A 21924-nucleotide genomic window follows, 5' to 3' on the forward strand; every position below is an offset into this window, starting at 1 on the left:
ACACTCACATTCCAAACACCATTCTTATATTAGCAAAAGAACAGCCTTCCGACTGCTCTCTGTGCTTACTATAATGTAGCTAACTTACATATCGTTCGCATCCTATATATGTTTTTTCATATTCTCACAACTCCATTTCTTTGTGTTTGATTTTATTTTTCTTCTGCTGCATATTGTGCTCCTGGCTTCTTTCTCTGCCCCATTGCAGCCTGTCACTCAGTTTTCTCGGCATCTGCTCTTTTCGTTTTTGTTCTTCCAGTGCTTTTTCCTTCTGAATATCACGCCAAATTGCCGACTCTATAGTATCACTGCCAAATATCCGTAGTGCTCTTTTATATTTATCTGATATTACTTCCAGCTTATCTACATCATCACACAACTGATTGCACATATCCGCCACCTTATCAGCATCCTTTTCTAGATCATCATAATCTTTCTTCAACTGCTGATATTTATCTCTCCATTTTTCTGCTTCTCTGGAAAGTTCTATCACCTTTGCAGCTAATCCTGCAATATAATTCTTCATCTTAGCGAACAGAGGTTTAATCTTTTTATTGCGGTATGTAGACGCCAGTTCCAGTGCCCCGACTTCTGGCAACACTAATTTAATTTGCCCGGAATTCTTTAATTCCTTATCAATACTATTTATGATTGGCTGTAACTGATTCCGTTGCTTCTCCATATGCTTCAGTTCTTTGTCCGCCTGTTCTTTGCTTTCCCTGACTTGATCTCTGGCTTTTTCTGCATCAGCTTTTTCCTGATTAAGCGCCTTTATATCTGATTCTGTCGCTTCTACATCTGCTGTCAAATTTTCTATTTTCTGCTCCAGCTCCTTTATTTCTTTTGCACGTTCCTTCTTCTTAAAATTATACACATCCAGATGTTCTTCATGAGTTCCTTTCTGCTCCCATTCGATTTCATGCCGCTCCATAATCTCTGCCAGAACTTCTTTTTCATGATTGATCCATTGATTCAATTCTGTATCATGCTTGGCACCGCCTTGAAATCCAAGGCTTTTCAACGCCTGTTTCAACGAGACTCTTGTATCCATTCCTTTTCCCTTCCATCCGGTCACATAAGGTACAAAATCAATATGTAGATGTGGGGTAGCTTCGTCCTGATGCAGATAGCAGCAAAATACCCGGAGTGTTGGATTTCGTCTCTGAAAATCCTGCATATATTCATCCAATACTTTCACCGCAAGATCTCCCTCTGGTGTCCCGGCAGCCATATCTTTATTATTTCCAATCTGGAAAATTACTTCATGGAACAACTTCTCCTGCTTTCCATGCTGAATCTTATCATAATAATTCGTAATCTTCCGATCATTTCTTTTCCCGACATTATACCGTTCTACCGATTCATCAAACAGTTCTTTGTAAACATCCTTCAGATTTTCATCCCGGTAACAAATGTTCAGATATACTCTGTTCTGATTAACATTTTCTGCAATAAAATCCCTTCTGTTATGCGCAAGAGAACCTGTTCCTGTCATACCGCTGATTGTTCTTTTCATCATCCTATTTTTTCACCTCACATTCTCTAAATAGTGCCGGATACGGCACATAAATTGTATTCATGCCCGTTAGGGCGGTTTTGTTACTTTTGTCAAAAGTAACGCAAAGGCACTTTCGACAGCCGTACCGTCCATCAAAAGTACCCTTGCGCCCTGCCAGGAGCTTTTCTTCCCTTCGGTCGGTATGTCTGTGCCCTGTTATATCCTTGCCTGAATATATTCCAGGTCACCACGATACGGTGTGCCCACCAGATACCAGTTCCGCTCAGCATCCATTTCCATCCGGGTCTGTACCCATCTGCCATCCAGCAAAATCTGCAGGCATTCCCCACAATGCAATCCGGTATCAATCCATAAGTCCGATAACAAGATGCCATATCTTTCGCTACTACTGTTGTAACCAAGTCTTCCCTCTCTCATTGTCCAGTCTCCTTTCCAGATACATTCAAAATCCCTACCAAGGATGCCCTGAATCATGGCTTCCTTTCAGATGTCTTACAAAAACTTCCGTCCTCACATCTGCAACTTTTCCTTGTCTGCCATTTATACAGGAGCGTGCCACGCCCCTGTCATATGGCATCCAAAGAAGAATTACCATCGAAAGTCAGCCTGTATTCCTCGCCTGTCCAGATACTCCTGGCGAGCTTTTTCCCGTTCTTCCTCTGTTGGAGCGGTTTTTGATTTCGTATATAATTCACGTTCCACCATAGTGTTCATTTTCTGCTCCAATCCTTTTTTCACATCGTCGGCACAACTATCATCATCAAGCAGATGATATCGGAGCAGTTTCATAAATAATTGCTGCGGTACTTGTACATTTTTCATTCATAGCTCCTTTCAAGATAGCAAGATTCCCTGTTCTTAAAGAGATGGTAATCTTGCCATCTTCCCAATACTATTCAGGCAACATCCAGAACCACTGATTACCAATCTTCACAGACTCAATTTCCAGTTCCTTCTTCGCATTCCATAGTGTTTTCTTTTTAATCCCCCGACTTTCTGCTTCTTCTGCCACCTTTGTCTGGGCTACAGAACCGGATACCAAAATTTCCTTTAAAAATTCCTTTGCTTCGTGAATTTTCTGCCCCCGGTTGTCTCCGCTTAACAAATCATCTGCACTGATGTCATATTCCCCAATCCATTCAAATCCAGTATCTTTATCCAAACGAAATGCAATGGATTTTCCTTCCGGTGCAAGGGAACTTTTCACATGACACACCACACGAATTTCTGGTTCATCCTTGATTCTTCCGACAATCAGTACGCTTCTGGCTGCCGCTTGAAAATCAATAGAGCCAAGTCCACGGTATGACGATTTCCCATTACTGTTTTTGTTCATATGACCAATCAAAATAATCGCACAATGATATTTCTCAGCAAGCACCGCTACACGCTTCATCAAGGGGCGAATTTCATTTGCCCTGTGCATATCTACAGCAGCCCCCAGAAAACCCTGTATCGGGTCTAAAACTACAAGGCGTGCTTTTGTCTTTATGATAGCTTCTTCTAATCTGGCATCCATCATAGTCAACGCCTGATCGTTATCATCAATTACCATCACTCTGGAACAGTCTGCACCTGCTGAAAGAAGTCGAGGCTTAATGGTATCGCCCAACCCATCCTCTGCAGTCTGATAAATTACATTTACCGGCTCCAGATCCATTGTTTTTTCCTCCAAGGCTGGTTCATCACTGCCCGATGGTAATACTGCCTCGCCTTTTGTCAGCTTTGCAATAATCTGCAGCACCATTGTGGTCTTGCCCTCACCGGGATCTCCCTGCACGATCGTAACTTTCCCAAAGGGAATAAAGGGATAAAGCAGCCAATCTATTTTTTCTACCTCTACCTGTTCCATATTTATCAGTTTTAAATTCGGTTCATCTCTTCTGTTATCCAAAATTACCTCCATTTTCTGTTGAAAGAAAGTGGAGACTTTGGTAGAATAACCTTAGTATTTGATTTGGATTTTCTACCAAGTCTCCGCCTTTAGGTGTTTGCCGACACTTAAAGGCTTTTACTTTTCATCTTCCAATATCTCTGTTTTAAAATCACTTGCTTTCCATGTTACTGAACAATCATCACCAGTGATTTCAATTACCTGTTGCATTAATGCCCGGCAATCTGCCAGCACCTCATACAAATCCTCTGTTTCCAGATGTTCCAGACGTTCCCACAACCGCCTTATTTCAAGGCTTAACCGATCACTTTGATATTTACCAACCGCAATCTTTACTTCCTGATGTAGTACAGACTGAATGAAATATTTTCCTTTCGGCAGTCCACTCACTTTAATGCGCGCTTCTAATTCTCTGCGTTCCTCAGGTGTCATTCGAAAACAAACTGTCTGATTGCGTTTTCTATCTTTATCTAATCCACTCATTACAAATCCTCCCTGTATTCACTGTCCAGCCGTTCAGCCAGTTTTGTCTGCTTGTTTGGATAAAGATGTGCGTAGGTATTCAGCGTAGTTTCCACCTTTTCATGCCCGAGCCGATTTGCAATCTCCAGCGGTGAAAATCCCAGTTCAATCAGCATACTTGCATGGGAATGCCTTAAATCGTGTACTCTTATCCGTTTTACGCCACTTTCTTTAATTCCTCGCTGCATTTCATGCTCCAGATAATATTTTGTAATGGGAAACAGTCTGTCATCCTCCTGCAGGTCATATAAGCTGTCCATATAATCTTTGATATCTGCAGCCAGAAACTCTGGAATGGTAATCACTCTCTTGCTCTTCGATGTCTTTGGTGGTGTGATTACATCTTTCTTGCCAAGACGTTGGTATGATTTTGTGATGGAAATTGTTCTCTTTTCCAAATCTACATCTTTCGGATTCAGAGCTAGAAGTTCTCCCAAACGCATTCCCGTCCAGTACAAGATCATAAATGCCATATAAGAAAGCCTTTTATTCATAACACTGTCGATAAACTTTCTAAATTCCTCTCCTGTCCAGAAATCCATTTCTTCTGCCTTGCTCTTACCCATACTTCCGGCTTTTGCACAGGGATTGCTTTTCAAATCGTAATATCGAACCGCATAATTAAAGATTGCGCTCAACTGATTATTGATTGTTTTCAGATAAGTGGGTGAGTACCCCATTTTAATCAACTCATTCTGCCATTGCCGGATGTCAGCTGCAGTAATATCATTTACCCGCTTATTCCCGAAATACGGGAGAATTTTCAGCTCCACAATATACTTTTTCGTTCTCATGGTATGCTCCCGCAGACGAGTCTCCATATCTGCACAATATATCTTCCAAAAATCCTCAAACTTCATATCAAAGTCCGCTTTTTGCGTAATAAGGAAATTTCGAAGCCATTCCTCCGCCTCTCTTTTGGTCGCAAAACCTCTTTTAGTGGATTTCCGGCGTTTCCCCTGCCAATCCGTATAACGATACTGAATCAACCATTTTCCTGTTTTCTTGTCTTTTTCCGCTTTCATTCGACCACCTCCTATGCACTGAAACCATACCAGCGTTTTTCAAAATAGCGTCTGGGAACTTTGCCCGCAATCACCAGAAATCCCTCTTTTTCCAGTTCCTGATTCAGCTTACGAATAAGCTTGTAAGCATGACCTACAGAAACACCCAGCATTTCTGCGAGTTCATTTGCAGTAATATAAATCTTGTTGTTTTCTGCCATATATGCATCCTCCTTTTCTGTTTATAGCGTTATCGCTACTTTTTATACCTCCATTATATGTAGCGACTTCGCTATTGTCAAGTGTTTTGAAATGCCAGTAGAAAAATTATTTCAAACATGGTATAATGTAGCCATCTCGATACATGGAGGACGATAAGCATGACCATAGGAGAAAAAATCAAATACTGCAGAAAACAAATCGGAATCACGCAAGATAAACTGGCTGAGCTGACCGGTATCCATCCGGTTTCTATCCGAAAATACGAAACCAATAAAATGCAGCCACAACCTCCTCAGTTAGAGAAAATTGCAGTTGCACTCGGTGTCAGTTATAATGCTTTGAATGGCAGTGATACTGCCGGACTTCGTCTGGAAACAGTCGGTGATCTGATGGGCGTACTTATGGTGCTTTGTAATTCTGGTATCCTCCAGATCAGCGGAGAGCGAGGGGAAGACGAGATGTTAAAAGATGATACTGTATCCATCCATCTGAATCCGGTTCTTTCTTCTTATCTTGAAATCGGATATACGGCCAGAGGGAAGACACATACCCTGTCCTTGCAGGACGCTTTGTTGAATATCAGAAGTTATAAGGTGTTTAATGACTTGTTGAAATGGGAAAAGATGAATTACATCTACCAGAGTGCTTTGAAATCCGCTGGAGATAATCCAAATGAAGCTACACAGGCAGCTATAGATGAGATAGCCGAGACAAAAGAAAAAGTGGAATTGGAATTGCAGAGAAGTCAGATATTGCTTGACACTTCTGATGGCATTAAAGTGAAAGTAAATCCTAATTACTGATATTTCTTATTTAAAATATAGAGGAGACTAACATGAGCGAAAAGATTTTCAGAGATACCAGAATTCAAATTGGAATTCTAAAAAGCCGAGGAGTTATAATAAAAAATAAAAAATGGGCAAAACAAACTATACGAACAATAAATTATTATAATCTTGTTAATGGCTATAAAGAACCCTTTCTCCAAACGGGAACTACTTACGAAAAATATATTTCCGGTACTACCTTAGAAGAAATACATGCATTATATGAATTTGATCGAAAACTACGTATAATTACCATTGAGTATATACTTGAAGTAGAAAAACAAGCAAAATCTCTTATAGCTTATTCTTTTTCAAAAGCTCACGGACATAAGAATTATCTCAAACTTGAAAATTTTGATACCCAAGGAATCCAAAAATACAGTCAAGTATGTGATTTATTGAGTAACTTATATCGTAAAATCAATTCGAACATTGACAAAGATTTATCCATATCGCATTATGTCAACGGAAAAAATTATATTCCTTTATGGGTATTGGTTAATTCAATTTCCATGGGAGACATTAGTAAATTTTACTCTAATATGTTACAAAAAGAACGTGAGGACGTTGCACGTAGAATGAAATGGGGTCTGCGAGAAAACCAGTTAGCCAGTTGCTTATTTTTTCTTTCTACTTTTAGAAATCGTTGTGCACACGATGAACGAATGTATTCTTATTTATCATACGCCTATTTATGTAATAACAATTATTTTCATTATTTTCATATAAACACAAATAATACCAATAACTACTTTGCAGTGATGATTGCTTTTAAAATGGTACTTAGTAAAACGCGTTATAATGAATATATCAAGCAAATTGAAGATTTATTTGATGAATTGTCAAAGGATCTTTCAACTATTCCAATTAGAAAAATACGAAATATAATGGGAATTCCAAATAATTGGCGACGTTTAAAAACATTGAACTAATTCAATTTATAACTTGACAAAACGATGAGAATTCTGTATGATATATTCACTGATTAAGAATACTTTAGTCAGCATACAATATAATTGAAAGTACCTTGATGACCTACGTGGCTCAAGGGCATATTTTTTAGAGGAGTTGGTTTACCAGCTCCTCTATTATTTTCCGTTTTTGTACTCAATCTGTACTCAAACCACATCGTAAGAGCCCGGAAACCCGCATAAATGCTGGATTTCCGAGCTCCATTTTTTTATTCAAACTCAATCGTACCCGGTGGCTTACTGGTCAGATCGTAGAATATGCGGTTTACTCCTTTTACTTCGTTGATAATACGGTTCATCACCTTATTCAGCACCTCATACGGAATCTCGGATGCTTCTGCGGTCATAAAGTCGATGGTCTTTACGGCACGAAGTGCTACTGCATAATCGTATGTTCTGAAATCACCCATAACGCCTACGCTTCGCATATTGGTAAGGGCTGCGAAGTACTGGTTCGGCATCCAGGATGGCTCACTGCCGGTCTCTTCTTTGTAAGCGGCTGCGGCTTTGTCGATTTCTTCGCGGTAGATGAAATCAGCATCCTGTACGATGCGGACCTTCTCAGCGGTAACTTCACCAATAATACGGATTCCAAGTCCTGGGCCTGGGAATGGCTGACGGAATACCAGCTTCTCCGGAATTCCAAGCTCCAGTCCGGCTTTACGGACTTCGTCTTTGAAAAGGTCACGGAGTGGCTCAATGATCTCTTTGAAATCAACATGCTTTGGAAGTCCACCTACATTGTGGTGAGACTTAATTACTGCGGACTCTCCGCCAAGGCCACTCTCTACCACATCCGGATAGATAGTTCCCTGTGCCAGGAAATCAACAGCACCTATCTTCTTCGCTTCTTCTTCAAAGATACGGATAAATTCCTCGCCAATGATCTTACGCTTCGCCTCTGGCTCAGTAACTCCTGCAAGTTTATCATAATATCTCTGCTGTGCATTTACACGAATAAAGTTCAGGTCAAACTGTCCATTTGGACCAAATACGCCTTCTACTTCGTCTCCTTCATCTTTACGGAGAAGACCGTGGTCTACGAATACACAGGTCAGCTGTTTGCCAATCGCTCTGGAAAGAAGTCCTGCTGCCACGGAGGAATCAACACCGCCTGACAGTGCCAGAAGCACCTTGCCATCGCCCACTTTCTCACGGATTTCCTGGATCGTGTGCTCAACAAACGCATCCATTTTCCAATCTCCGGCACATTCACATACGCCCAGTACGAAATTAGATAACATGGTCTTTCCTTCTACTGTGTGAAGAACCTCCGGATGGAACTGGATCGCATACAGCTTTTTCTCTTCATTTTCTGCAACTGCTACCGGACAGTCTGCTGTATGCGCAGAAATCTCAAATCCCGGCGCCTGCTTTGAAATGTAATCGGTATGACTCATCCAGACAATTGTTTTCTCTGATACCCCTTTGAAAATTCTGGAGTCTGTTTTATCAACCAGCAGTTCTGTCTTGCCGTATTCGCTGACGTCTGCTTTCTCAACTTTACCGCCCAGCACATGCATCATAAGCTGTGCGCCGTAGCAAAGTCCAAGAACCGGAATACCAAGCTCAAACAGCTCCTTCTGGTAAGTAGGTGAATCCGCCTCGTAGCAGCTGTTCGGTCCGCCAGTGAGAATGATTCCCTTCGGATTCATGGCTTTGATCTTCTCAAGATCGGTCTTGTAAGAGTAGATTTCGCAATATACATTACATTCTCTGACACGTCTTGCAACCAGCTGATTGTACTGACCACCAAAATCAATGACAATAACTAATTCTTTCTTCAAGGTTATCCTCCTGTTTTCCCTATAAGTATCTTTAGAAGCTGCTATTCGTTGGTAACATCCCGCGAGGTGTTTTTTGTGACCAAAGCTCACAGAAAATCCGAGGTTCTCGGCGCGAAATCATGCGAATGCATGATTTCAGTGTATCGCGAAGCGTGTTGCTGTAAGCGTAGTAAATAGCAACCATTGTAATCGTTACTGCTCACTTGGAAAAAACTTTCCCGCAAACAGTAACCTTGAATCTTCTTCCCATTATAAATGAGTATCTCAACTTTTACAACGGCAAATTTTCTTCGCAGTATAAAATTTTTGTCGCATTGTTAATAAATATTCTCCACAAATCTCATTGCTAAAAAAATCATTATGTTATTATGCATTCAAAACCATTGCTAGTTTGTTCTAATATTTTCAATGGGATTTGTTATCTATAAATACAATTTCAAAAGGTGAACCAAATGGAACAGAAAAATGAAAAACAACCAAGCCTGCTAAAACAGCTGTTTGTTTTTGCGGGCAACTACAAGTACTTAAGCATTCTTTCCGTGTTTTTTGCCGGAATCAGTGCTCTGGCCGCACTTGTGCCATTTTATTGCATCTGTCGGATCATGCATAAAGTGCTTCGCGTAAAGCCTGATTTTTCCAAGGCTGAGGGAATCTTCTCCTATGGCTGGCACACAGTGGGCTTTGCTCTCCCTGGCATGCTTTTTGTTCTTTTATACCATCATCCCCCGACTCTGACCACCACTTTAATGAGGTATGCTTATGCCGGAGAACCACAGTTTCAGTTAAAAGATGCCCTCACCTTCTTCATGTACCTGCTGGTTGTGTCCGGAATGTACGATCCCAGGTTGCGCTGCAGGATCTTTCCGCGGTTATCTCAGCCGATACCCAGTGCAAACGTATGGATGAGATTCTTTCCTGCCAGAAACAGGCCGGTAAATCCACTATGGATAACAAGGGATATGACATCACTTTCGGAATTGCAGATTAAATCCTAATATTGCCCCTCTTCACGGCACATGAAAAGCAGTAATGATTAAACCTTCCTCAATGCTTTTCCTTCTTTTTCTCATCCCAATATACGCAGTCATCTCTTCCTGCCACGCTGGAATCAAATGGTGTTCCATCATTTTTTTTATAATGCTTTGTCGCCTTAAATACGCATTTCGCACCTATGAAAACAATGGGAACGTTGAAGTACACGATCAGAATATTTCCCAGATCAGAGAACGCCCAAAGGTTTCCAAGCTCCAGCCCTGCAAGGTTGCAAAGTATTCCAAATGCAGCCACAAACAGGGCGATGCAGCGCACAATGTTGATGCAGACTGCGTCTTTTCGGATACGGTTTGCTGCGATTTCGGAGAAACTGATCATTCCCAGAAGGCAGGTAAAAGCAAACAGTCCGAAGCATAAAGTCACCAGAAATGTCATGACCGCATTCATGGATGTGCCTGGTGTAAGCACTGCAATAGACTCTGTAAATTTCGGTAATTTATCAAGAGCCGCCCATGCCTCAGCGCCTTCGCCAGTCCAGCAGTGAGCCATAACTACTACGAAACCGGTCAGTGTACAGATTACAATGGTATCCAGGAAAACACCAAGAGAAGCCAGGATTCCCTGCTCGCAGGGATGTTTTGCATCTGCTGCTGCGGCTGACATTGTGATGGTTCCCTGTCCAGCCTCGTTTGACATCAGGCCTCGTTTCACACCCTGTGCCAAAACCGTTCCCATAGCTCCACCAAAGAATGCCTGTGGCTTAAATGCTCCGCCAAATACAGATGTGAAGAAGTATGGGATCTGTCCCACATTCAAAATGATCAGTACCACTACCACCAGGATATACAGCACTGCCATTACCGGTACCATCATGTCGGTCCATTTGGATACCTTTTTGATTCCGCCGAATGCGACAACTGCAGTAAGGATGATGATCAGCGCACCTGCAACATAGTAAAACAGGGAATCTGCTGCAATTGTTTTTCCCGTAAGGATTTCTGCCATTCTTCCTACAGAAGAAACTACATTAAAGCCCTGGGCTGGCAGGCAGCACAGCGCATAAAGAATGTAAAGAATGGACAAAAACACACCGATTCCAACGCTGTTTCCAAGAAGCTTTCTTCCATAAAATGGGAGTCCGCCTACGAACTCATCGTCTTTTTTCTCCTTAAAGATCTGCGCCAGAACGGCTTCCATATAGGCTACTGCCATCCCGAAAAATGCGGAGATCCACATCCAGAACAGGGCTCCCGGACCGCCTACTGCAATAGCGCCTGTAACGCCGATAATATTTCCGGGACCAACACGCATGGCTGCACTTAGCAGAAAGGCTGCCAGCGGAGTGATTCCTGTCTTAACGGAACGTTTCTCTGCGAGAAGGTGAATTCCTTTTTTGAAATATGTTACCTGGATAAATCCCAGCTTAATGGTGAAAAAAATGCCGGATCCAAGCAGCACGATGATTGCCAGTGAAATATTTCCCAAAATCGGAATATTCCGATACCATTCGCAATTCGTAGGAAAATCCCACAACAGATCCGACAGCGGACCTATAAACCCAAATACACCATTGATTGCCTCAAAAACACCTTGCATACTCATACCTCCCCTTTTACGGTCTGATTTCTGCTTTCCCCGCAATAAAAACCGTTTTGCCTGACAATTGTGTTTGCTAAATTAAGGTATCCTTCCTTCAACAGCAGTTACCTTAGTCATTTTAGCGGCAATTTTTTCAGACTATTCGCTTGTGTCTTCTTGCGACTTGCATTGTTACTTTCTATTATATAGAATTTTTCCATATAATCTATTGTTTTTTATGGGAGATATATTGCAAAAAGTGTTATATTTTCATTTTTCCACAGGCATTTTCCAAAATAGACATGTCACTAGCCCGCGACCTTACCATATCTGAGTTTATAAGTTCTTTAGATTTTCATCATACTTTTTTCAACTCCTTCTCACAGATTCATCACAAATTCTGCGTATATTAATAAACAAATAAAGCGAAAGCTTTTTTACATAGATTAGCAATCAACTTTTTCTTTTTCATACTTGCCGGACCAACAGGTCCGGCCCTCCTTCTTTTTAGGGGGATTTTTTTATGCACATAATTGCTATTTTGTGGGTTGGTCGTTACCCCGTACGCGATTTCACAATGTATATTCACCGCCGCGCGGAGCAACGTTCCGGCAAGCTAGCTGGTAACTACGACTAAGGCGCTCGGGAGAGCCCTCTCGCCTAAGTCTTCGTAACTATCGGATCTCGCCTCCACTAAAACCGCTCCTGAAATGCGCGGCTACATGAATATACATTGCAAAATCGCTGGTTACTGGCAGAGGGAAGAAAGAAACAGCCCCATCTTTACATTTATCCTGTAAAAATGGGGCTGCTAAATTAATATTATTTGCTTGAGGGTGTTTTATTATATTTCAGAAATCTTAAAGCTGATCTGGTTTCTCAACTGTATAGGCACTCTGATCCTGGATAACAGTTGCTCCGGACAGATCTGCAGTGTCGCTGTAGGAGCCAGTTGTGATGGTGTACCCGCTGTCGCCCTGTACGTAAACAGTTCCGTCTGTACCCTGAATGGTTACAGTTTTTCCTTCGCTGTCTATGATGGTTCCCTCATTTTCCAGAGAGGAAACGGTACTGTCACCAGTTACAGTCCAGGTGGAATCTGCGCTTACATACACGTTGCAGTATCCAGCTCCACCTTCGCCTGCATAGCTCTCATCATCCACAACAGCACCTGTCAGACTGCTGCCCTCTGTGAGATAGAAATCCAGGTTACTGATGGAATCCCAGATCACATTTCCCTGCATATCCTGGCTGATACCGGTAAAGTGGCAGTCAGCTCCGTTAGCTCCGGACTGTCCCCAGCCTCTCTGGTTGGTGTTGCCTGTGCACTGCAGGAAAAACTCATTATCATCATTGTAGGTAATATCTACATTGCTTAAAGTAATGGTACTCTCTGTATTGGTGGTATAGAATACACCGCCGTTCCCAGAAGTCAGACTGCCACCGTTCATCTGGAAAGTACTGTTGCCGACCTCAGAGTCACCAGACATGCTCTGGTAAAGAATTACCGTCCAGGTATTGTCATTCTGATCCAGATCACTCATGTTACCAGTCAGATCACAATCATACAGGTGAATGGAATTCAGACCTTCAATACAGATTGCCTCAGAACCATTTGCAGTCAGGCTTGCGTTGCTTACCGCAATATCTGCTGTACTGTAAATAGCAGGAGAACCAACACCGTTGGAAACATAATTTCCACCATCGATCACCATGGTTCCGCCGCCTCTGTCGCTTCGGATTGCTGCGGAGGACTCACCGTTCGTCTCCACATTCAGATCCCAGCCATAAAGAGTACCGCCGCCGGCTACATGAACACCACCTGAGGTATCCTGTGTGGTTTTCACAGTTGTACCAGAAGCATATACAGTTCCATCACCATATGCAAAAAGCCCTGCGCCGCCTGCTGCGTCTGTAGTCACGCTGCCGTCTTTCACATAAGCAGTACCATCTGTTGCCAGAACCGCTGCACCTACACCATAGAAACTGGAATTGTCTCCGCCCTTGCTGTCCTCAGAAGTTCTTGTAATGGTATCATTGTCAAGAGTAACGCTTGCACCGGAAGAGATCAGTGCTGCATTCTCGTCAGTTCCAGTTGATTCAATTGTCTCATTTGATACAGTTGTATCTTCTGTATACTCATTTGCTGCAGTATAACTGTCCACACCCTGGGACTGTCCACCAGGACCTCCCTGTCCTGGAGCACCCTGTCCATCACCGCCAGGCTGACCCTGACCGCCCATTTCCATAGACATTACCGTAATGGAAGCAGCATTTCCATCCTCATCTAAAGTGATAGAAACGATATCCCCTTCCTGAATGTCAGAAAGTGAAATCTCCTCAGCCTCTGCTGACTGTCCGTCACTGTCTGGTGCTCCGCCATTCTGATCTCCATCTGGCTTCTCCGGTGCCTCTCCATCCTGACTATTTCCGCCAGGCTGACCATCCGGCGCACCGCCATTCTGTCCATCTCCGCCAGGCTGCATACCGCCTGCCTGCTTTGTGATCACTGTATCTGCAGTAATTGTGATCGTCTGCTCCTCGCCAGTCAGATCCAACATAGAAGGTGCCTCACCACCCTGGCCGTTTCCATCCGGTGCTCCGCCATTCTGTCCATCTCCACCAGGCTGGCCCATCTCTTTCATAGTCCCAACCGCAATGGTAATCTCCGAATCAGAAACCGACTTAACCTCACCAAGTACCACATTCTCCTGACTCTCATCGCCATTCTCACCCGAAGCATCCGCCTCACCACTTTCATCATTCGCTGCATCCGCAGCCGCCTCCGTCTTACTATCCTCCGCATAAACCATAGCCGGAACAGAAGTTGTTGCTACCATAATTCCCATTAAAACTGCTAAATATCTACGTTTCATACCCATTCATTTCCTTTCTATATTCATATTCCCTGACCCCTCCGAAGCCCTCATTTCCTTCCCCGTCCGGATCATTTTGTTTTTGTGTTCCTTATGTCTAATAATATACAGACAAAATGTGTTCAATTAATGGGAAATCTGTGTTCATTCTAAGGTCGACCCCGTAACAAACTGTGAACTCCCCCCTCTAGTTCCCAGGCGCTGCGTCACTCCCTCCCGCCCACCACCTACTCCCCCCGCAGCCGCCGTCCTGTTTTTCCCCCCCCCCAGCCAGTACACAGTGAGAGGAAGGGGTGGCTGGCTGGGGGCTTTGCCAAAATGGGCGTTTGACGAGTATAGCGTCAGGGAGAATTGCACTGTCTGAGCCCTGCAAGGGCGAGTTTGCAATTCTCCCTGACAATAGGCGACGCAGTCAAACGCCCATTTTGGCATCGCTCCCAGCCGGCCACCCCTTCCTCTCACGTCCCTCCCCACAAAAAAAACAGGGCGCCATCACGCACCCTGCTTCATTCTCTTAATAACCTTAAGTCTGGTAAATTCCTCTCTTTCCTTCTCCTCCAAAGCATTGGAAATATCCTTCGTCAGAGCCTCAAACTTCGGAATCGTAATATTCTTCAGCGCATTCGCCCTCTTCTGCGTCTTCTTAATATTGCTAGCCAGCCGAATCGCCGAATTTTCAATCATAGACAGCTTAATGGAAAGCTCCTTCACTCTCTCAAAAGCCGCCTTCGCCTCATCCAGAGACATCTTCGTACTATAATAAGCATATGTCGGCACATTTCCCGACTTATCATACTCCACCAGCGGAATCTCCGTACCCATAACACTACGTGTCTTAATACGAATAGAATTCTCCACCGGCACCGTATGGGAAATCTGATCCACAAACGCGATACCCATCTCCATATTCGCTTTCTGCAAAGCCTCATACGCAGTTCGGAACGTCTCATCAATCTGTCCCTGGATATCCTTCGCCTGATCAACCAAATTCATCATCTCACGAATCAGAATATTACGCTTCTTATCCATCAGTTCATAACCCTGACGGGAAAGAGCAAGTGAATTCTTAGCCAGAATTAAATTACCCTTGGTAGGAAAGGTATTCGGATCCATTCAAGTCACCTCACTCTTTATTTGGTAGTCTCGTGATAATACTGATCCAGAATCTTGGTATCAATACGGTCAAGCTCATCCTTCGGAAGCATACCAAGAAGCTCCCAGCCCTTATTCAGAGTATCGATAATACTTCTGTTCTCTGTATCTGTCTGACCGACAAACTCAGCCTCAAATGCCTTACCAAACTGCAGATACTTCTTATCCAGAGGAGAAAGCTCATCCTCACCAATAACAGAAGCAAGGGCTCTGGCATCTCCAACCTTTGCATAACAGGAAAACAGCTGGTTGGCAACGTCCTGATGGTCCGCTCTTGTGAAGCCCTCACCAATACCATCCTTCATCAGACGGGAAAGAGACGGCAGAACATTGATTGGCGGGTAAATACCCTGTCCATGAAGCTGTCTGTCCAGAACAATCTGACCCTCAGTAATGTAACCGGTAAGGTCAGGGATCGGATGGGTAATATCATCATTAGGCATGGTCAGAATCGGGATCTGTGTAACAGAACCTGTACCACCGGAAACAATACCTGCACGCTCATATAAAGTAGCAAGCTCACTGTAAAGATATCCAGGATAACCTTTACGGGAAGGAATCTCACCTTTGGAAGAAGAAACCTCACGCATTGCCTCACAGAAAGAAGTGATATCTGTAAGAATAACCAGAATATGCATACCTTTTTCAAAAGCAAGATACTCTGCTGCAGTCAGGGCGATCTTCGGAGTCAGAAGACGCTCAACAGTAGGGTCATTTGCCAGGTTCAGGAACATAACAACGTGATCGGAAGCACCGCTCTCCTCAAAGGTTCTGCGGAAAAACTCTGCAACATCATACTTAACACCCATTGCAGCAAACACAATGGCGAAATTCTCATCAGAATCAGCGCCCAGAGAAGCCTGACGCACGATCTGTGCAGCCAGCTTATCATGAGGAAGACCGTTTCCAGAGAAAATCGGAAGCTTCTGTCCACGGATCAGGGTGGTCAGACCATCAATTGCGGAAATACCGGTATTGATGTAGTTACGCGGATACTCACGGGTAACCGGGTTCAGTGGCAGTCCATTGATGTTCAGGCTCACCTCCGGTGTGATCTCACCAAGACCATCGATAGGCTGTCCAATACCGTTAAAGGTACGTCCCAGGATTTCCGGGGAAAGCCCGATTTCCATAGGATGACCACTAAGACGTGTATGAGTGTTTCCAAGGGACATATTATCTGTACCCTCGAAAACCTGAATTACTGCTTTATCTTCGTATATTTCAATGATACGGCCAAGCTTTTCGGTACCGTCATCCATACGGAAGGAGACGATTTCCTCATAGGAAGCGTTTTTAACGCCTTCCAGAACTACAAGAGGGCCGTTTATTTCACTAAGGCCTAAATATTCGATTGCCATAAAAAACTTACCTCCCTATCAGCCGTTTCTCTCTAATACGTTATCGTAGAATCTGTCGATGTCAGCCTTATACTGGTCAAACATCTCAGGTTTGTTATTCGGAACATCATATTTGATAGCAATGACACGCTCAAAAATATTATCCTCCTTCAGTACGGAAACCGGCATTCCCTGATTTACAAGGGAGCGGCACTTCTCGTACAGATAAAGGATGATCTCCATCATATTGAACTGCTTGCTCATCGGTACACAGGTATCCTCTGCATGGAACGCATTCTGCTGAAGGAATCCAAGACGGATAACCCTTGCGATCTCCAGAGTCAGCTTCTGATCATCCGGAAGAACATCACTACCGATCAGCTTAACGATTTCCATCAGAGAGCTCTCCTGGTTCAGAATCGCCATCAGCTGATTACGGTCGCTTACAAATTTAGCGGAAACATTATCTCTGTACCATGGGCTTAAATCCTCCAGGTACTCACTATAGCTTGTGAGCCAGTGGATAGCCGGGAAATGACGGGCATAAGCCAGAGATTTATCCAGTCCCCAGAAGCAGCGGACGAAACGCTTGGTATTCTGTGTAACAGGCTCGGAGAAATCACCACCCTGTGGGGAAACCGCACCGATAATAGATACGGAACCTTCGGTTCCATTTAAGTTCTGCATCATACCAGCTCGCTCATAGAAAGCGGAAAGCTTGGAAGCCAGATAAGCCGGGAAACCTTCCTCGGCAGGCATTTCCTCCAGACGTCCGGATAACTCTCGAAGAGCCTCGGCCCAACGGGAAGTGGAGTCTGCCATGATGGCAACGTCATAACCCATGTCACGATAATACTCAGCCAGTGTAACACCTGTATAAATAGAAGCCTCACGGGCTGCAACAGGCATGTTTGATGTATTGGCAATCAGAGTGGTACGGTCCATCATCAGGTTTCCGGATTTCGGGTCGATCAGTTTACTGAAGTCCTCAAGGACCTGTGTCATCTCGTTTCCACGCTCACCACATCCAATATAGATGATGATATCTGCATCAGACCACTTTGCAATCTGGTGCTGTGTCATGGTTTTTCCAGTACCGAAACCTCCAGGGATCGCAGCTGTACCACCTTTTGCAATTGGGAAAAGGGTATCCAGGATACGCTGTCCGGTTACCAGCGGTACGCTTGCAGGGAAACGTTTGTAGGTAGGTCTTGGCACACGGATGGGCCATTTCTGTGCAAGAGCGATGTCACGCTCGCTGCCGTCAGAAAGACGAACCGTTACAATCGGATCAAGAATAGTATATGCTCCGTCCGGAACTGCCTTGATAACCTCAGCCTCTCCGATTGTTGGCGGAACCATGGATTTATGAAGAATGGAAGCTGTTTCCTGAGTCTCGGCAATGATAGTACCTGCACTTACCATATCTCCAACTTTAACAGTTACATGAACATCCCATTTCTTAGCAGTATCAAGGGAATCAACACTGACACCACGAGAAATATATTTTCCGGAGGATTTTGCAATCTCCTCCAGAGGACGCTGGATACCATCGAAAATGTTATGAATGATTCCAGGTCCCAGAAGAACGGAAATAGCATCGCCTGTTCCCATTACTGTATCGCCTGGCTTCAGTCCTGTTGTCTCCTCGAAAACCTGTACGGTAGTCATGCCCTTTTTCAGACCAATGACCTCACCGACCAGCTTCTCAGGTCCAACATAAACCATCTCGGAAATCTTAAATCCCGGGTCGCCTTTCAGATAAATAACAGGACCGTTAACGCCGTAGATAATACCTGTTTTATTCATGGCTCAGCCCTCCGTCAAATTTGAATTCTTTTTTCAGCTTCTCATAAGCGCTCATGAAAGAATTGTCGATCAGGATATTTTTCGCCGGGATGGTAGCTTTGATACCGCCCATAAACGGCTCCTTGGAAATCTCAACTGTAAATCCTGTCTTTGCAACGATAGAACGCTGTAATGCTGTATCTTCCGGGGAAAGATAGATGCAGATTTCATCATTTCCCGCAAATTCTCTTGCCTTCTGGATTCTTGTACAAAGATAATCCTGATATTCAGGGCTCTCCATAAAGTCCTCCAGATGATTCTTAACCTCTACAAAAAGCTCATTTCTAAGCTCATTCTGTTTGGCTGTCCAGTCACGTCTTAAAGTCAGCTGCTCAGCAGAAAGTGCCTTGTTTACCTCGCGGGTAGCATTTTCTGTCTCTGCCTTGATCTGTGCCTCGGCATCCATTTTTCTTGATTCTTTATGCTTTTCAAGCATTTCTTCCAGATTCTTCTTATGGGCTTCCAGTGTATTCTCAGCCTCTGTCTGGGCTTCCTGTACGGAAGTGTCATAGAAATGCTGCAGTTTTTCTTCAATTGTCATGCTTGGTCTTCTCCTGCCTATAACTTTAAGCCAATGGCTTCGTTAACATATCCGGTAATAAAATCAGGTTTGCGGCCTGTACCATGCCTGTCAGGGATTTCGATGATCAAAGGCGTTTTATGGTTCAGCTTTACATCGTCCACGATCTGGGGAAACTCCCGGCCGAATTTCTCGGTCAGGAGAAGGATCCCGATTTCTTTGTTGGCGATCGCTTTTTCCAGGGCGTCCTTCAGTTCGTCACGCTCATGGACTACAACGCCTTCCACACCTGCCAGTCTCATCCCTGTGCAGGTATCGATGTTGTCACTGATCAAAAACATTTTCATAATTATAATTTACCGATGATCATGAAGGAAATGATCAGACCATAAAGAGCAACACCTTCGGCAAGACCTACGAAGATAAGAGATTTACCAAGAATGCTCTGATCCTCGCTGATTGCACCAAGAGCTGCACTTGCCGCACTGGCTACGGCAATACCACCACCGATACAGGAAAGACCTGTAACAAGAGCTGCTGCAATATATCCAAGACCTGTTGCAATACCTGCATCAGCGCCTGTTGCCGCCTGTACAGAAGAGCTTCCTGCAAACATAACCATTGCTGCTACTAACATGGTACCAAAGAAGAAAAATGCATTTGTTGCGATTGTTGCTTTGTAACGTCCACGGCTCTTCTCGCCGATGAAATAATAACCAAATGGAACGATAATGCTTAATACAAGCGCTACTGCTAAGATAATCTGTGTCATAACTGTCATGATAATTGACCTCCTCGTGTTTTAACATTTGTAATGTCACCGCTTATCGTCGGGACATGTGATAAACATTTCACAGAATATATTTTATAATCACTACCAGACGGCAGTCTATTTCGCCTCCGCATCAGAACGGAAAGGCTCGAATTTTCTTCCGCTTCCCTTGTAGAAACGGCTGAACATCTCGTAATACTCAAGTCTCAGTACCTGAATACCAACAATCAGTCCCTCAAGAGCACATACGAAAATATTTCCAAGAACGATTGCTACCCAGTTCGGGTTTCCATTCTCCGCACCTGCCAGCATCAGCACAACCTGCATCATAGCTGCATGGCTGACTGCATAAGCTCCGATACGCACAAAGGAAAGCGTGTTGGAGAAGTAGCTCAGAAGGACCTCGAACATCTCGAAAAATCCCTGGACAATAAACATTCCCACACCGCCGTCTAAAGCTGCCGGCTTCTTTTCCACAAGGTTTGTAAGAGGCTCTTTTAAGAACATTACAAGCAGCGGAAGGATAAACATAATGCAAAGAACGATACTGCCTGGAAGTTTATGACCTGTCATAAACAGAGCAAGTACAACAACTGCGGAGCCATAGAATACAAGACCGGCAACTGAGTTTGTATCAAACCATGTCTTTTCTGTATCCTTTGCCTTCAGGGAATTCATAATATTAAAAATCATACACAGAAGAATGATTCCCATACCAAAGCCGATGGCAATAATAAATACGGTATTCAGTTTTCCAATAAAAGGTACTTCCATCATGGCATCCATCGGCCGCAGCCATACAGGCTCTATAATATCCTCAAATCCAAAAAAGCTGCCAAACATGAAACCGAAGAATGTGGAAAAAATACCTGCACAGCTGATGATTCCCGCAAGATCAATATGCTTGAACTTGTAAAGAAGGAATCCTCCAATCAGTAGAACCAGTCCCTGGCCGGCATCTCCGAACATTGCTCCGAAAATAAAGGAATAAGTAAGGGCAATAAACCAGGTTGGATCCATTTCTCCGTAGGCCGGAAGGCCATACATTTTGGTGTACATTTCGAAAGGCTTGAAAAGCTTGGGATTCTTCAGCTTGGTAGGCGGTGTCTTATGGGCATCCTCCTGCTCATTCTCATCAATCAGACAGAAAATACGGGAATCTCCGGAAATATCATTCTGGAAAGCTTTGGCATCCTTCTCTGTCATCCAGCCACAAAGGATATAAAATGGTTCCTTCGGCTTATAATCGGCTGCTGCCTCTCCCTTATTGTCCCCATGTGTGCATGCTGCCAGTTTACGGATATCAAAGTTCCTTGAAAACTGGGAAAGTGTATGTTTGCAGGAAACAATGTCGGATGCATTTTTTCTGAAGAAAGCTTTTCTTGCCGCTTTGTTCGCATCAAGATCTGCAATTGTTTTCTTGTACTGCGCCTCAAGTGCTGTGTATGCAGCTTTGGCAGTTCCATCATACTGATCCGGTACAAAGATTTTTTCAAAGTGCATAGCAGAATATACGGCATGGATCCGCTGTGCTTCATGAGCGGGGACAAAATAAATTCCCCAGATATAACGGTCATCCTCATCACATTTAATGAAAATCGTATCCAGATTGTCATAAATGTAGGTTTTAAATTTTTCGAAATAATCTTTCTCGATCCGTCCAAAACGATAATGGATATAACGCATTTTCAGGATTGACTGCACATCAAAGTCTACATTTCGGAAAGGATAGATAATACGAAGTGATTCTGCCAGAGAATCACGTTTCTCTTCCAGTTCCTGACGGGTCTTGTTAAGGACATCCGCTTCATCTTTGATCTGCTGTACGAAAGAGAGAGCTTTTTCGATTGGAAGCTTCTTCGCAGAAGCCTGCTCCGGGTTCTCAACCTCTTCATAGAAGCTTCCGACTGTGCTTAAAGCTTCTTTATAAGGATTGATTTCAAGATAAGGAGAAAGATTCTTCACATCTGTGAGCTCAGTAAGAGCATTCTCCAGATGAATCTCATACCGGCTGAGGTAATTATTTACAACTCGGTCGATATCCTCTCTTGGCCCGGTAATGCTGACAAATTTCATTTTCTCAATCACATTGCTACCTC

20 protein-coding genes are annotated in these 21924 nt (G+C 43.6%); 3 read left to right on the forward strand and 17 right to left on the reverse strand.

Translation table 11 applies throughout. The features are described 5' to 3' along the window. Positions 1–124: 124 nt before the first annotated feature. The 7 genes from LIQ05_RS06565 to LIQ05_RS06595 all read right to left on the reverse strand — a co-directional run bounded on the left by LIQ05_RS06565 (position 125) and on the right by LIQ05_RS06595 (position 5160). A complete protein-coding gene (locus LIQ05_RS06565; RefSeq protein ID WP_226819556.1) occupies positions 125–1519 on the reverse strand; it encodes a plasmid recombination protein in 1395 nt (464 codons plus the stop codon). 195 nt (positions 1520–1714) lie between these two features. Then, positions 1715–1936 carry a DUF5348 domain-containing protein gene (locus tag LIQ05_RS06570; protein WP_154314976.1) on the reverse strand — a complete coding sequence of 74 codons (222 nt, stop codon included), beginning with the start codon at positions 1934–1936 and terminating at the stop codon, positions 1715–1717. 171 nt (positions 1937–2107) lie between these two features. Further along, positions 2108–2341: a complexin-2 gene (locus LIQ05_RS06575; RefSeq protein ID WP_118314504.1), complete on the reverse strand. Its 234-nt coding sequence runs from the start codon at positions 2339–2341 to the stop codon at positions 2108–2110. Between the two features lie 70 nt (positions 2342–2411). After that, positions 2412–3425 carry an AAA family ATPase gene (locus LIQ05_RS06580; RefSeq protein ID WP_154314975.1) on the reverse strand — a complete coding sequence of 338 codons (1014 nt, stop codon included), beginning with the start codon at positions 3423–3425 and terminating at the stop codon, positions 2412–2414. A gap of 105 nt (positions 3426–3530) precedes the next feature. Beyond that, entirely contained in the window at positions 3531–3896 is a 366-nt protein-coding gene (locus LIQ05_RS06585; RefSeq protein WP_226819557.1) for a plasmid mobilization protein, read from the reverse strand. After that, positions 3896–4960: a site-specific integrase gene (locus tag LIQ05_RS06590; protein ID WP_226819558.1), complete on the reverse strand. Its 1065-nt coding sequence runs from the start codon at positions 4958–4960 to the stop codon at positions 3896–3898. Before LIQ05_RS06590 ends, LIQ05_RS06585 begins: the two co-directional genes overlap by 1 nt. Before the next feature lie 11 nt (positions 4961–4971). After that, the gene (locus LIQ05_RS06595; RefSeq protein WP_117449617.1) at positions 4972–5160 is read right to left on the reverse strand and encodes a helix-turn-helix transcriptional regulator; all 189 of its coding nucleotides are present in this window, start codon (positions 5158–5160) and stop codon (positions 4972–4974) included. A gap of 159 nt (positions 5161–5319) precedes the next feature. Here LIQ05_RS06595 and LIQ05_RS06600 point away from each other — a divergent pair, with 159 nt between their 5' ends. Both LIQ05_RS06600 and LIQ05_RS06605 read left to right on the forward strand, forming a co-directional pair. Next, the gene (locus tag LIQ05_RS06600) at positions 5320–5964 is read left to right on the forward strand and encodes a helix-turn-helix domain-containing protein (RefSeq protein ID WP_173905316.1); all 645 of its coding nucleotides are present in this window, start codon (positions 5320–5322) and stop codon (positions 5962–5964) included. Positions 5965–5996: 32 nt separating this feature from the next. Beyond that, positions 5997–6920 carry an Abi family protein gene (locus LIQ05_RS06605; RefSeq protein ID WP_226819559.1) on the forward strand — a complete coding sequence of 308 codons (924 nt, stop codon included), beginning with the start codon at positions 5997–5999 and terminating at the stop codon, positions 6918–6920. Between the two features lie 248 nt (positions 6921–7168). Here LIQ05_RS06605 and guaA read toward each other — a convergent pair whose 3' ends face one another. Further along, the gene (guaA, locus tag LIQ05_RS06610; protein WP_226819560.1) at positions 7169–8746 is read right to left on the reverse strand and encodes a glutamine-hydrolyzing GMP synthase; all 1578 of its coding nucleotides are present in this window, start codon (positions 8744–8746) and stop codon (positions 7169–7171) included. A 452-nt stretch (positions 8747–9198) separates the two neighbouring features. Here guaA and LIQ05_RS06615 point away from each other — a divergent pair, with 452 nt between their 5' ends. Beyond that, entirely contained in the window at positions 9199–9741 is a 543-nt protein-coding gene (locus LIQ05_RS06615) for a hypothetical protein (protein WP_226819561.1), read from the forward strand. Positions 9742–9790: 49 nt separating this feature from the next. Here LIQ05_RS06615 and LIQ05_RS06620 read toward each other — a convergent pair whose 3' ends face one another. The 9 genes from LIQ05_RS06620 to LIQ05_RS06660 all read right to left on the reverse strand — a co-directional run bounded on the left by LIQ05_RS06620 (position 9791) and on the right by LIQ05_RS06660 (position 21913). Next, on the reverse strand, positions 9791–11335 hold the full coding sequence (locus tag LIQ05_RS06620) for an alanine/glycine:cation symporter family protein (RefSeq protein ID WP_226819562.1): 1545 nt from the start codon (positions 11333–11335) through the stop codon (positions 9791–9793). 842 nt (positions 11336–12177) lie between these two features. Further along, on the reverse strand, positions 12178–14193 hold the full coding sequence (locus tag LIQ05_RS06625) for a hypothetical protein (protein WP_226819563.1): 2016 nt from the start codon (positions 14191–14193) through the stop codon (positions 12178–12180). 492 nt (positions 14194–14685) lie between these two features. Further along, positions 14686–15306, reverse strand: coding sequence for a V-type ATP synthase subunit D (locus tag LIQ05_RS06630; protein WP_118579368.1), 621 nt, complete (start codon positions 15304–15306; stop codon positions 14686–14688). 17 nt (positions 15307–15323) lie between these two features. Next, on the reverse strand, positions 15324–16706 hold the full coding sequence (locus tag LIQ05_RS06635; RefSeq protein WP_118579365.1) for a V-type ATP synthase subunit B: 1383 nt from the start codon (positions 16704–16706) through the stop codon (positions 15324–15326). An 18-nt stretch (positions 16707–16724) separates the two neighbouring features. Beyond that, complete coding sequence (locus LIQ05_RS06640; protein WP_148462112.1) at positions 16725–18494, reverse strand: V-type ATP synthase subunit A; 1770 nt, start codon at positions 18492–18494, stop codon at positions 16725–16727. Next, positions 18487–19074 (reverse strand): V-type ATP synthase subunit E, encoded by a 588-nt coding sequence (locus LIQ05_RS06645; RefSeq protein WP_226819564.1) that lies wholly within the window; start codon positions 19072–19074, stop codon positions 18487–18489. The genes LIQ05_RS06640 and LIQ05_RS06645 overlap by 8 nt, the downstream gene beginning before the upstream one ends. Positions 19075–19091: 17 nt before the next feature. Further along, a complete protein-coding gene (locus LIQ05_RS06650; RefSeq protein ID WP_117851005.1) occupies positions 19092–19400 on the reverse strand; it encodes a V-type ATP synthase subunit F in 309 nt (102 codons plus the stop codon). 2 nt (positions 19401–19402) lie between these two features. Next, positions 19403–19834, reverse strand: coding sequence for an ATP synthase subunit C (locus LIQ05_RS06655; RefSeq protein ID WP_226819565.1), 432 nt, complete (start codon positions 19832–19834; stop codon positions 19403–19405). A 108-nt stretch (positions 19835–19942) separates the two neighbouring features. Continuing rightward, entirely contained in the window at positions 19943–21913 is a 1971-nt protein-coding gene (locus LIQ05_RS06660) for a V-type ATP synthase subunit I (RefSeq protein WP_226819566.1), read from the reverse strand. Positions 21914–21924: the final 11 nt, after the last annotated feature.

Origin of the sequence: Blautia glucerasea, from assembly GCF_020537505.1 — a bacterium.
In the GTDB taxonomy this organism is placed as follows: domain Bacteria; phylum Bacillota; class Clostridia; order Lachnospirales; family Lachnospiraceae; genus Blautia_A.